General features: G+C 42.5%; 12 protein-coding genes. 7 read left to right on the top strand and 5 right to left on the bottom strand.

The genetic code is table 11. The annotated features are described in order from the left end of the window. Positions 1-54 precede the first annotated feature (54 nt). On the top strand, positions 55-2,283 hold the full coding sequence (locus tag E2R31_RS02630) for an HAD-IC family P-type ATPase (protein WP_132972707.1): 2,229 nt from the start codon (positions 55-57) through the stop codon (positions 2,281-2,283). 59 nt (positions 2,284-2,342) lie between these two features. On the opposite strand, the gene E2R31_RS02625 is transcribed toward E2R31_RS02630, so the two are convergent. The 4 genes from E2R31_RS02625 to E2R31_RS02610 all read right to left on the bottom strand — a co-directional run bounded on the left by E2R31_RS02625 (position 2,343) and on the right by E2R31_RS02610 (position 6,235). Beyond that, on the bottom strand, positions 2,343-3,254 hold the full coding sequence (locus E2R31_RS02625) for a PTS system mannose/fructose/sorbose family transporter subunit IID (protein ID WP_049477764.1): 912 nt from the start codon (positions 3,252-3,254) through the stop codon (positions 2,343-2,345). Between the two features lie 14 nt (positions 3,255-3,268). Then, the gene (locus tag E2R31_RS02620) at positions 3,269-4,081 is read right to left on the bottom strand and encodes a PTS mannose/fructose/sorbose transporter subunit IIC (protein ID WP_132972705.1); all 813 of its coding nucleotides are present in this window, start codon (positions 4,079-4,081) and stop codon (positions 3,269-3,271) included. A 75-nt stretch (positions 4,082-4,156) separates the two neighbouring features. Continuing rightward, positions 4,157-5,146 (bottom strand): PTS sugar transporter subunit IIB, encoded by a 990-nt coding sequence (locus tag E2R31_RS02615; protein WP_132972703.1) that lies wholly within the window; start codon positions 5,144-5,146, stop codon positions 4,157-4,159. A 276-nt stretch (positions 5,147-5,422) separates the two neighbouring features. Next, complete coding sequence (locus E2R31_RS02610; protein ID WP_132972701.1) at positions 5,423-6,235, bottom strand: Cof-type HAD-IIB family hydrolase; 813 nt, start codon at positions 6,233-6,235, stop codon at positions 5,423-5,425. A gap of 186 nt (positions 6,236-6,421) precedes the next feature. Here E2R31_RS02610 and E2R31_RS02605 point away from each other — a divergent pair, with 186 nt between their 5' ends. The 6 genes from E2R31_RS02605 (at position 6,422) to folB (ending at position 12,473) form a co-directional block, all read left to right on the top strand. After that, positions 6,422-7,840, top strand: a complete 1,419-nt coding sequence (locus E2R31_RS02605) for an NCS2 family permease (RefSeq protein WP_000359243.1) — start codon at positions 6,422-6,424, stop codon at positions 7,838-7,840. 60 nt (positions 7,841-7,900) lie between these two features. Continuing rightward, the gene (locus E2R31_RS02600; protein WP_132972699.1) at positions 7,901-8,608 is read left to right on the top strand and encodes a CPBP family intramembrane glutamic endopeptidase; all 708 of its coding nucleotides are present in this window, start codon (positions 7,901-7,903) and stop codon (positions 8,606-8,608) included. A 103-nt stretch (positions 8,609-8,711) separates the two neighbouring features. After that, positions 8,712-9,656: a dihydropteroate synthase gene (folP, locus tag E2R31_RS02595; RefSeq protein ID WP_132972697.1), complete on the top strand. Its 945-nt coding sequence runs from the start codon at positions 8,712-8,714 to the stop codon at positions 9,654-9,656. Position 9,657: 1 nt separating this feature from the next. Then, a complete protein-coding gene (locus tag E2R31_RS02590) occupies positions 9,658-10,977 on the top strand; it encodes a bifunctional folylpolyglutamate synthase/dihydrofolate synthase (protein WP_132972695.1) in 1,320 nt (439 codons plus the stop codon). Next, positions 10,958-11,512 (top strand): GTP cyclohydrolase I FolE, encoded by a 555-nt coding sequence (folE, locus tag E2R31_RS02585; protein WP_132972693.1) that lies wholly within the window; start codon positions 10,958-10,960, stop codon positions 11,510-11,512. Before E2R31_RS02590 ends, folE begins: the two co-directional genes overlap by 20 nt. A gap of 148 nt (positions 11,513-11,660) precedes the next feature. Then, positions 11,661-12,473 carry a dihydroneopterin aldolase gene (gene folB, locus E2R31_RS02580; protein ID WP_132972691.1) on the top strand — a complete coding sequence of 271 codons (813 nt, stop codon included), beginning with the start codon at positions 11,661-11,663 and terminating at the stop codon, positions 12,471-12,473. Between the two features lie 46 nt (positions 12,474-12,519). On the opposite strand, the gene E2R31_RS02575 is transcribed toward folB, so the two are convergent. Further along, positions 12,520-12,837: a DUF960 domain-containing protein gene (locus E2R31_RS02575; protein ID WP_084948578.1), complete on the bottom strand. Its 318-nt coding sequence runs from the start codon at positions 12,835-12,837 to the stop codon at positions 12,520-12,522. Positions 12,838-12,889 lie beyond the last annotated feature (52 nt).

Genomic DNA, 12,889 nt, shown 5'->3' with positions numbered 1-12,889 from the left:
ACAGAGAAAAAGATATGTGTTACTATAGTAGTACAAAAGGATATCGGAGTAGAAATGAAGTATTTAAGCAGTCAAGACATCAAGGATCGTCAACGAAATATCAGCGACATTAAACCTTATAAAACAACCAAGGAAATCGTCATTTCAAATATCTTTACCTTCTTTAATGCCATGAATTTGGCTCTGGCGGTTCTGGTAGCCACAACCTTGCGATTTGAAAATATGCTCTTTTTAGGTGTGATTGCTATCAATACAGTCATCGGGATTTTCCAAGAAGTGCGTTCAAAAAATGCCTTAGAAAAGCTAAGTTTGCTTGGTAAAAGTAAGTACAAAGTCAATCGAGATGGTCAAACAATCGAGATTGATCCAGAGGACATCGTTCTGGGTGAGTACCTGCATCTCAATCTGGGTGACCAAGTGCCTGTAGATGCAGAAGTCCTTGAAAGGAATATTGAAGTTGATGAGTCTTTGCTGACGGGTGAGAGTGATTCGATCTTTAAAACGGTTGGTGACCAGCTGATGAGCGGAAGCAATGTCGTTAGCGGATCCTGCTTGGTCACGGCAACGGCTGTGGGGCAGGATAGTTATATCAACAAACTCGCAAAATCCAGCAAGGAATTCAAAAAATATCCTTCTCAACTGCGCGATTACATGGATAAGATTTTAAAAATCGTCTCTATCTTGCTGGTGCCCGTTGCCATTCTGCTTTATATCAGAGGTTTTAGTCTAGGACGGTCTTATGTTGAGATTATCTTGGGAAGTTCTGGTGCCTTGGTCGGTATGATTCCAGAGGGCTTGATTCTCTTAGTTAGTGTGTCTCTAGCAGTAGCGGCTATGAAGCTGGCCAAAAAGAAGGTTCTGGTGCAGGAGCTATACTGTGTAGAGACCTTGGCGCGAGTAGATGTTCTTTGTTTTGATAAGACAGGAACTATCACGACGGGGAATATGAAGGTCCAAGAAATGGATGCTAATGTAGCAGAGAAACTATCTTCTTATCTGGCTTATTTCGAGGATGAAAATGCAACTTCCCGAGCTCTGAAGACTTACTTAACCTGTGAGAAAAAGTGGGAAGTTCAAGAAGTCGGTGCCTTTTCAAGCAAAAACAAGTATTCCTTTGTCCAAGTAAAAGATGGTGGGACCTATTTCTTCGGAGCCTATGAGTTTTTAGGCTTTACCCAGCCGATGGATGCCTACTATGAAGATCTAAAACAGCAAGGTTTTCGAATTTTGTCCCTTGCTCATAGCAAGGACCAGATTACGAGTCCAGCCAATATGGAACTCCTAGGCCATGTTGTTTTGTCAGATGAGATTAAGGACAATACCAAGGAAACCTTTGACTATTTCGAATCTCAAGGTGTTGAAGTGAAGATTATCAGTGGTGACAATCATGTTGCTGTATATGGGGTGGCTCGTAAAGCAGGTTTTAAGGAGGAAGCGCGTGCGATTGATATGACTAAGGTGAGCGATGATGACTTTGAAAGAGTGGTCTTGGAACACGATATCTTCGGTCGTGTGACACCTGAACAGAAGCAAAAGATGGTATCTATTTTGCAAAATGCTGGTAAAACAGTTGCCATGAGTGGTGATGGAGTCAATGATGTTCTGGCTCTCAAGAAAGCAGATATTAGTTTTGCCATGAAGGGGGCTACGAGTGCAGCCAAAAGTGTATCCAATATTGTTTTTCTCACAGATGACTTTGCAGTATTTTATGATATCTTGATGGAAGGACGCCGGGTCATTAACAACATCCAAAAGGTAGCCTCTCTTTTTCTAACAAAGACCTTCTTCTCCGTCGTGTTTGCCATTTTGAGTGTGGTATTTGGTTTGGAATTCGCCTTTATCCCTATTCAGTTTACAATCATTTCAGCTATTACGATTGGGATTCCATCCTTCTTCCTGACTTTTGAGTCCAATAAAGAAAAGGTTAGCACTCACTTTATGAGAGATATCCTAACCAACGCGGCGATTGGTGGTGGCGTTCTGGTTGCTAGTGTTCTTTTGACCAATTTCTTTATCACTGTCCCAGGTCAGGTCAAATTTATTTGCTTCCTCCTTGCCCTGATCAATGGTCTGTGTCTAGTTGCCAAGGTCAGCTTGCCTTTTAATCGATACAAGATGCTTTTGCTCACGTTTTTGAGCCTTGCAGCCCTTGTTGGTGTACTTGCCAATACTTTTATCCTACAGGGAGCTTTTGTGCCTTTAGAAGCCAAACAGCTACTCTATGTTGCCATACTAGCAGTGGTGATTGGGTGCTTTCATTATCTTACTAGGAGAAAAAGTTGATACATAAAAAGAATCAGGTTTAATCCTGATTCTTTTTTGTTTATATATTCTCACCGAGATTACATGATACCGAAGAAACGAGCTGCGATACCTACTGCAAAGAGAGCAAGGATGATTGCGATTGGTGATACTTTTTTCTTAAGCAACCACATGCAAAGGAAAGTAAGGAGAAGTCCCATCAATCCTGGAATCAATGAGTCCAACTGACCTTGAAGAGTTTGTGGTTGAATCTTATCTAGGCTCAATCCGCTGAGTGCTTGACCAAGGATTCCCTTCAATTCTCCACCTGTTACAGCACCTTCTGGGAAGTTGATGTAAGCACCTTCAGCCAATTGTTTACCTGGAAGGTTGACAGTAAAGTTGATAGATACCCAACGTTGTACAAGAACGGCAAGGATGAACATACCAAGGATAGATGCTCCTTTGGTGATGTCTTTCAAGATACCACCAGACATGTCTTTAGTGATTTCAGATCCAGCTTTGTAACCGAACTCTTGTGTGTACCATAGGAAGGCCATACGGATAGCATTCCATCCAAAGAAGAAGAGAAGGGGACCAACAATGTTACCAGATGCAGCAAGTGATGCACCAAGGGCTCCAAGGATAGGACGAACTGTAAACCAGAATACTGGGTCACCGATACCAGCAAGAGGTCCCATCATACCGATTTTAACCCCTTGGATAGCCGCGTCGTCGATTTCAACACCGTTAGCGCGCTCTTCTTCAAGTGCAAGAGTAACCCCCATGATTGGAGCAGCGACGTATGGGTGAGTGTTGAAGAATTCAAGGTGGCGCTCAAGAGCAGCCGCTTGGTCTTCTTTTTTAGTGTACAATTTTTTGATAGCTGGGATCAATGAGTAAGCCCAACCCAAGTTTTGCATACGTTCGTAGTTCCAAGAACCTTGAAGGAATTGTGAACGCCACCAAACTTTTTGACGATCTGATTTTGATAATTGAATTTTTTCAGCCATGATTGTTCCCCTTTCTAGTAGTCTTCTAGGATATCACCGATTGGGTCGTTAGAAGTTGCAGCTCCGCCGCCACCGTTTCCACCTTGTTTTGTAAGGTTAAGGTAGATGAAGGCAAGGGCAACACCGATGACACCAAGGGCAATCAAAGTCAATTGAGAGATTGCTGCAAGAGCAAAACCGATTGCGAAGAATGGCCATACTTCACGAGTTGCCATCATGTTGATAACCATAGCGTAACCAACGGCAACGACCATAGCACCACCGACAGCCATACCACCATTCAACCATTCTGGCATCAATTTAAGAGCATCTTGAACGGCAGAAGCTGGGATAGCGATAAGGAAGGCTGCAGGGATTGCAATACGAAGACCTTGAAGAACAAGCGCAAAGTAGTGAGCACGTTCAACAGCTGCAATATTTCCTTCTTTAGCGGCAGCATCTGCAGTGTGAACCAAACCAACTGAGATTGTACGAACAATCATAGTCAAGAAAAGTCCAGCTACGGCAAGAGGGATAGCTGTGGCTGTTGCGACGGCGATACCTTCAGTAGTAAAGTTACCACCTTTGATCAAGATAATCGCTGCGGCAACAGATGCAAGAGCAGCGTCAGGAGCTACGGCAGCTCCGATGTTTGCCCAACCAAGGGCGATCATTTGAAGAGATCCACCAAGCATAACACCTGCTTCGAGGTTACCAGTTGCAAGTCCGATAAGGGTACATGCGACGATTGGTTGATGGAATTGGAATTGGTCGAGGATACCTTCAAGACCTGCAAGGAAGGCAACAACTACAACCAAGATAGCAGAAATGATTGAAATATCTGACATGGTTTTATTCCTTTTCTATTTAGTTTTAATAAAGTATTTAATCCTGTTTTCAAAAATGATAGAAACAGATTAAAATTATTGAACGTTTGCTTTCTTAATCAAGTCAAACAAATCTTTTTTCGTGTCGTTTGGTACTTTACGTACGTCAAATTCAACACCGAGGTCACGCATTTTTTCAAAGGTTGCAACATCGTCTTTGTCCATAGACAAAACGTTGTTAATCATTGTTTTACCTGTTGAGTGAGCCATAGAACCAACGTTAAGAGTCTTGATTGGCACGCCACCTTCGATGGCACGGAGTGCATCTTGTGGAGTTTCAAACAAGATAAGAGCATGTGTGTTACCAAAACGAGGATCTTTTGCAACCTCAATCAATTTTTTGATTGGTACAACGTTGGCTTTTACTCCGTTAGGAGCTGCTTGTTTGATCAATTCTTTACGCAATTCGTCGTTTGCAACGTTGTCTGAAGCAACGATGATACGATCTGCTTTTGAATCTGGAGTCCAAGCAGTTGCAACCTGACCGTGAAGGAGACGAGTGTCTAGACGAGCAAGGTTGATCTTCAGTTTACCGTCACCGATAACTGTTCCTTCTGGAATAGCAGCTTGGGCAGTAGGAGCAGCTGCAGCAGTTGCAACTTCCTCAACTGGGTTAAGCTCTTCTGGAAGAGCTTTGATGCCTTCTTTGGCTTCTTTAATGATATTCGCAGCGACTTTATCCACACCTGCAGTAGCGTCCATCAGGCGCTCTGTGTAGGCTTGGATCAACATCGGCAAGTTCAGTCCTGTGATGATGGCAAACTTACGCTCTGGATTTTCTCCCATCACGCGGCTAGCTTGGTTGAATGGAGATCCACTCCAAAGGTCAGCCAAAACTAGAACCTCATCTTCTGCGTCAAATGCAGCAACAGCGTTATTGATCTTAGCGTATAAATCATCAGGACCTTCGTTTGGCATAAAGGTTACAACTTGAACCTTCTCTTGTTCACCAAAGATCATAGATCCGGACTGATGAATACCCGCAGCAAATTCGCCGTGGCTCGCAATAATGATTCCGATACTCATTATTGTCATTCCTCCTTTAAAATGTTTGACTATTTGTTTAAGAAAACTTTAAGCCTAACTTTAAGTATAAACCGTTTTCAAACAAAAATCAACCATTTCTTATAAATATGTATTGGTCTTCAATGAAAACTCGCTTACAAAATGTTAATATATAGATATTTTGTAGAAATATTTAAAAAGATAAGGGAGTAATTTAATATAAAAAAATGAAAACAGGCCGATTAATTGAAAAATTGTGAAAATCAAAAAAGCTAGCACAAGCTAACTTTTTGAGTGTCATAGGAACAAATCTTGTAGGGTATGGGCAACACCATCTTCATCATTTGTCAGAGAGAGTTGCTCATCTGCATATGGTAGCAAATCGGGATTGGCATTCTTCATAGCATATCCCTTGCCTGCAAATGCCAACATTTCGGTGTCATTGTGCTCATCACCGAAGGCAATCAAATCTTGTCTGTCACGGTTCATAACATTGAGCAAGTATTCTAAAGCAAAGGCTTTGTTGACCCCTTTTGGTGTACATTCGAGAATGTTGAGGGGCCCTCCCCAGGTATTGATTGCTAGTTGGTGTTGGTAAAAACGATTCATCTCATCTGCTAGCGCGTATTTATCATCGACTCTTGTTTGCAAGAGGATACAGTTAGGGTCCTTGGTCACCAATTCGGATTTGAATTGATTTTCTGGTTGGAAATTTTCTACACCAAATAGTTTGGGATTGGCAATTTCTTCATTAGGAGCCGTGATATAAAATTTTTTGCGGTATTCTCCTGCAATAAAGTCAGCTTGGATATCCTCTTTGCGTTTGACCATATCTAAGAGGTATTTTTTGTCCAATGTCAAGCACTTTTCATGCTCCCAAGCTTGTCCTGGTAGATGGGTAAGGGAACCATTGAAGTTGATCATAGGTGTGTGCAACTCTAGTTCCTGATAAAATTCTTTTGCCATACGATAAGGACGACCTGTCGTGATGACAACATGGTGCCCCTTTTCGGTAATTTTTTTGATTGTCTTTTTGGTAAAATCGGAGAGCTTGCTTTCACCATTGAGCAGGGTTCCGTCCAAATCGACTGCGATAATTTTTTTAGTCATATAAACCTTCCTAGTACATTCCAGATAAGATGTCTACTATTATATCAAAAAGAAAGAAGAAAAACAGACTCAAAACAAAAAATAAACATTTCATTTTGTTAAATAAATCAAACAAATATATTGAAAAGGTGAATAATAAATGATATAATACTCATATTGTTCGTAAAAAACAAAAGGAGATTTATAATGGACAAACTATTTAAACTAAAAGAGCACGGGACAGATGTCCGTACAGAGGTGCTTGCTGGTTTAACAACATTCTTTGCAATGAGTTATATTCTCTTTGTAAACCCTCAAATGCTTTCCCAAACGGGAATGCCTGTACAAGGTGTGTTCTTGGCAACGATTATCGGTTCTGTAGTCGGTACCTTGATGATGGCTTTTTATGCTAATTTGCCGTATGCACAAGCACCAGGTATGGGATTGAACGCCTTCTTTACCTTTACAGTTGTATTTGGGATGGGCTATACTTGGAAAGAAGCTCTTGGTATGGTCTTCATTTGTGGAATTATTTCACTGATTATTACCTTGACAAATGTTCGTAAAATGATCATCGAATCCATTCCTACAACGCTCCGTTCAGCAATTTCAGCTGGTATTGGTGTTTTCCTTGCCTATGTTGGGATTAAGAATGCTGGTCTCTTGAAATTCTCAATCGATCCAGGTACTTATACTGTAGCAGGTGAGGGAGCAGACAAGGCTCAAGCTGCACTTACTGCAAACTCAGCAGCTGTTCCAGGCTTGGTAGACTTCAATACTCCAGCAGTATTGGTGGCTCTTGCTGGTCTGGCTATTACCATCTTCTTTGTTGTTAAAGGCATCAAAGGTGGAATCATTCTTTCTATTTTAACAACGACTGTGCTTGCCATTGCTGTTGGTGTTGTGAAATTATCAGGGATTGACTTCGCTAGCAACAATCTTTCATCAGCAGTTAATGATCTTGGGACTTTGTTTGGTGCCGCTCTGGGCTCAGAAGGTTTAGGATCTTTGATTTCAAACACTTCACGTTTGCCAGAAACTTTGATGGCCATTCTTGCTTTCTCACTAACGGATATTTTTGATACAATTGGTACTCTTATCGGTACTGGTGAAAAAGTTGGTATCGTTGCGACAAGTGGTGAAAACCATGAGTCAGTTAAATTGGACAAGGCTCTTTACTCTGACTTGGTGGCGACTTCAGTAGGTGCCATTGCAGGTACTTCAAACGTTACGACTTATGTTGAGTCTGCGGCGGGTATCGGCGCTGGTGGACGTACTGGTTTGACAGCCCTAGTAGTTGCGATCTGTTTTGCTCTCTCTAGCTTCTTTAGCCCACTTCTAGCGATTGTTCCGACAGCTGCAACAGCGCCAATTTTGATCATCGTCGGAATCATGATGCTTTCTAACTTGAAAAACATTCCTTGGGATGATATGGCTGAAGCGGTTCCTGCCTTCTTCACATCTATCTTTATGGGATTCAGCTACTCTATCACACAAGGTATTGCTGTTGGTTTCTTGACTTATACCTTGACAAAAGTTGTCAAAGGTCAAGCCAAGGATGTGCACGTGATGATTTGGATTTTGGATGCCTTGTTCATCCTGAACTATATTAGCATGGCGCTATAAGCTATAAATGGTATAATAGAAAAAGGGGAGTCTCCCCTTTTTATTATAAGGAGGTACATCATGAAGAAAAAAGGTATCTGGCAAGAAATTCTGGATAGAGGAATATGGGTGTTAATTTTTTTAGTAGCACTAGTGCTATCTCAACTTCCTTTAATTTTATCTGCCCTTTTATCCGCTAGACAATTCCCACTCCTCCAGTCAGGACTCTTAGTGGCTTTGCTGTCGGTTGCTATTCTAACTGTTTTTATCTTTAGTGCGCGAAAAACAGAGATTGCGACCTTCAATCTTTCTTTTTTCAAGGCAAAAGATCTAGCCCGCTTGGTTTTGAGTTATTTGGTTATTTTCACAAGTAACTTATTCGGCTCTGCCTTGCTTCGTCTGATGAATGAATCTACGACCAGCAACCAATCAACTATTAATAATCTGGTTCAGAATAGCTCGCTGATTTCCAGTTTTTTCTTACTGGTTCTGATTGCTCCCATTTGTGAGGAAATATTGTGTCGTGGAATTATCCCTAAAAAGATCTTCCGTGGGAAGGAGAAGTTGGGTTATCTTGTAGGTGCAGTCGTCTTTGCCTTGCTCCACACACCGACCAATCTGCCTTCTCTCCTTATCTATGGAGGAATGTCTACAGTTTTAACTTGGACAGCTTACAGAACAGAACGCTTAGAGATGTCGATCTTGCTTCATATGATTGTCAATGGTATTGCCTTTTGTTTGCTGGCTTTACTGGTTTTGATTAGTCGAAATGTAGGCTTGCCTTTCTAAACCATTTCCTTACTTGGAAAAGATAAATGCTAGCGTATCCATCTTTTTCTTTTTATGGTAAAATAGAGAAATAATGTGGTGAAAAACCTTGAGGAGTGACCTTATGTCCAATAAAGCTAGTCAGGCAAAAACAGCCATTTGCGGAATTATCAATGTAACCCCAGATTCCTTTTCGGATGGTGGTCAGTTTTTTGCTGTTGACCAGGCTCTCCAGCAAGCTCGTAAATTGATAGCTGAAGGAGCGAGTATGCTAGATATTGGTGGAGAATCGACTCGTCCTGGCAGTAGCTATGTCGAGATAGAAGAGGAAATCCAGCGTGTTGTTCCAGTCATCGAAGCTATCCGTAAGGAAAGTGATGTCCTCATCTCCATCGATACTTGGAAGAGTCAGGTGGCAGAGGCAGCTTTGGAAGCTGGTGCCAATCTGGTCAATGATATCACTGGTCTCATGGGAGATGAGAGAATGGCGGATGTGGTTGCTAAAGCTGGAGCGAAAGTGATTATCATGTTTAATCCAGTCATGGCTAGACCTCAGCACCCTAGCTCGCTCATATTCCCGCATTTTGGATTTGGGGATCCTTTTACAAATGAAGACTTGGCGTACTTTGAACAACTACCAGTAGAAGATTTGATGACCGCGTTCTTTGACCGCGCTCTAGCGAGAGCGGAGAAAGCGGGGATTTCGAAAGGCAAGATCATGCTGGATCCAGGAATTGGCTTTGGTATGACTAAGAAGGAAAATCTGCTCCTTCTACGTGATCTGGATAAACTGCATCAGAAAGGCTATCCAATCTTTCTCGGTGTTTCGCGCAAGCGGTTTGTTATCAATATCCTTGAGGAGAATGACTTTGAAGTTAATCCTGAGACGGAAGTCGGTTTTCGCAATCGGGACACCGCTTCGGCTCATGTGACCAGTATCGCTGCGAGACAGGGTGTCGAAGTTGTGCGCGTGCACGATGTAGCCAGTCATAAGATGGCAGTTGAAATTGCGTCAGCCATTCGTTTGGCAGATGATGCGGAAAATCTAGATTTAAAACAATATAAATAAGATGAAAGAAATTCAAAACAATCAGTGGATTGCCCACTACCGGACGGACCAACCACATTTTGGTTTGGAGCGAATGGTAAAACTCCTAGCCTTGCGAGGTAATCCCCATCTCAAACTCAAGGTTATCCATATCGGTGGAACCAATGGAAAGGGTTCGACCATTGCTTTTTTGAAAAATATGCTGGAAAAGATGGGGTTGAAAGTTGGAGTTTTTAGCTCGCCCTATCTCATTCATTATACAGACCAGATTAGCATCAATGGGGAATCCATCCCAGAAGAGAGGCTAGAAGCCCTCATGGCAGTTTATCGCTCTTTGCTTGAGGGGGAGAGGAGCGTTGCATTACAAGGAACGACTGAGTTTGAGATTATCACAGCCATAGCTTATGATTATTTTGCCTCAGAACAAGTAGATGTGGCTATCATGGAAGTCGGCATGGGAGGACTTTTGGATAGTACTAATGTTTGTCAGCCAATTTTGACAGGGATTACGACCATTGGACTGGACCATGTAGCCCTACTTGGTGATACCTTGGGGGCCATAGCAGAGCAGAAGGCTGGTATTGTCAAACAAGGTATTCCCTTGGTGACAGGTTGCATTGTTCCAGAAGCCTTGACTGTGATTGATCCTATTGCAGAAGCTAAAAATGCGCCGAGACTTGCCTATGGGACGGATTATCAGGTTCGTCATCAAGAAAGTGTGGTGACAGGCGAGGTCTTTGATTATACCAGTTCTGTCAGACAAGGTCGCTTTCAAACAGGTCTGATTGGTTTACATCAGATAGAGAATGCGGGGATGGCGCTTGCCCTCCTAGACACTTATTGCCAGGAGACTGGACGAGAGTTAGCTAGCAATGACTTGGTTGCTCAAGCCTTGGAAGAAACCAGATGGCCAGGGCGTTTGGAGGTTCTGTCTGGCGCCCCCTTGATGATTTTGGATGGAGCCCATAATCCTCATGCTATCAAGGCTTTATTAGCAACCTTGCAAGAACGCTTTGCGGATTATCATAAGGAAATCCTTTTTACCTGCATCAAAACCAAGGCCTTGGAGGATATGCTGGATTTGTTGGAGGAAATCCCAGATACCGAGCTTACCCTGACCCATTTTGATGATAGTCGGGCGACAGATGAGAACGTGCTGAAAGAGACAGCTAAGTCTAGAAAACTCAATTACCAAGGTTGGCAGGAATTTTTAGATCAGAAAATGACAGAAGATGAAGAGAAAAAAACAGTTAGGCTTGTCACTGGTTCCTTGTATTTCTTGAGCCAAGTGAGAGCCTATCTGATGGAGAGGAAGAACGAGAATGGATACACAAAAGATTGAAATGGCTGTAAAAATGATTATCGAGGCCGTCGGTGAGGATGCTAACCGAGAGGGATTGCAGGAAACTCCTGCTCGTGTAGCCCGTATGTACCAAGAGATTTTTTCAGGTCTTGGCCAAACTGCTGAGGAACACCTGTCAAAATCCTTTGAGATTATTGATGACAATATGGTAGTGGAAAAGGATATTTTTTTCCACACCATGTGTGAACACCACTTCTTGCCCTTTTATGGGAGAGCGCACATTGCCTACATTCCAGATGGTCGGGTGGCAGGCTTGTCCAAGCTAGCCCGTACGGTTGAAGTCTACTCTAAAAAACCACAGATTCAAGAACGTTTGAATATTGAAGTGGCTGATGCCTTGATGGACTATCTAGGGGCTAAGGGAGCCTTTGTTGTTATTGAAGCGGAGCATATGTGTATGAGCATGCGTGGTGTAAGAAAACCAGGCACTGCGACTTTGACGACAGTAGCTCGTGGTCTATTTGAAACAGATAAGGACCTAAGAGATCAGGCTTATCGTTTAATGGGACTATAATACCCTTCGAAAATCAAATTCAAACCACGTCAGCTTCACCTTGCCGTACTCCAGTACAGCCTGCGGCTAGCTTCCTAGTTTGCACTTTGATTTTCATTGAGTATAAAAAGAATCCGCTTCATGCGGATTTTTCTAGAAAGGACTAGTTATGGATCAACTGCAGATAAAAGATTTGGAAATTTTTGCCTATCATGGTCTTTTTCCTAGTGAGAAGGAATTGGGGCAGAAGTTTGTTATTTCCGCAAGCTTATCCTATGATATGACCAAGGCGGCGACAGAATTGGATTTGACAGCTTCTGTCCATTACGGAGAACTGTGTCAGCAGTGGACGACTTGGTTTCAGGAAAGCACTGAGGACTTGATTGAAACGGTAGCCTACAAACTAGTAGAGCGTACCTTTGAGACCTATCCTCTTGTCCAAGAAATTGAGTTGGAACTAAAAAAACCGTGGGCTCCAGTGCATTTACCGTTGGATACCTGCTCGGTGACCATTCACCGTCGTAAGCAGCGGGCCTTTATCGCTCTAGGAAGCAATATGAGGGATAAGCAAGCAAACTTGGAACAAGCTATTGACAAACTGCGAGCTCGTGGTATCCATATTTTAAAAGAGTCCAGTGTCTTGACGACGGAGCCCTGGGGCGGTGTGGAGCAGGATAGCTTTACCAATCAGGTGATTGAAGTAGAAACCTGGCTTCCAGCACCAGTCTTGTTAGAAACTTTGTTAGCCATTGAGTCAGAAATGGGACGGGTTCGAGAGGTGCATTGGGGGCCTCGTTTGATTGATTTGGACTTACTCTTTGTGGAGGACCAAGTCATCTATACAGACGAGTTCATCTTGCCACATCCCTATATAGCAGAACGCCTCTTTGTCCTTGAGTCTCTGCAAGAAATAGCTCCCCATTTTATTCATCCAGTACTCAAACAGCCGATACGCTACTTGTATCAAGAATTGAACAAATAGAAAAAACTCTAGTTCCTCAGCAGTTTGCGCCGAGAAGCTAGAGTTTTTAAAATAGGTCATTTTCTTCAGGAAGGAGGATGGTTTCTTTCCCGTCCATGTCTAAAACAAGGACCCGAGGAGGGTAAAGAGGGTCGAAGGGATGATTAAAATCAAAGTCGATACTAGTCGGCAGGTGCTGACTAGAGAAATGGAAGGTAATGCTCCCCTCGTTGTTTAGTAGTTGAAATTCAAGTTCCTCTTCTAATTCAAAGACGTTTTTCAAAAAATGATCGATAATATACCACAAAGAGTCGATAACATCGTCAGGCAAGCTTGTCACAACGCCAAAACTGGCCGAACGTCTCTGAGTATTTGTAAAAGCCATAAACATTCCCTCCCTCCTTTTATTTTTCCTTATCATACAGCAAAACATCCCA

It is taken from the genome of Streptococcus downii (assembly GCF_004353325.1).
Taxonomy (GTDB): domain Bacteria; phylum Bacillota; class Bacilli; order Lactobacillales; family Streptococcaceae; genus Streptococcus; species Streptococcus downii.
Note: the sequence above shows the minus strand (reverse complement) of the source record. Positions and strands in the feature narration are given on the sequence as shown.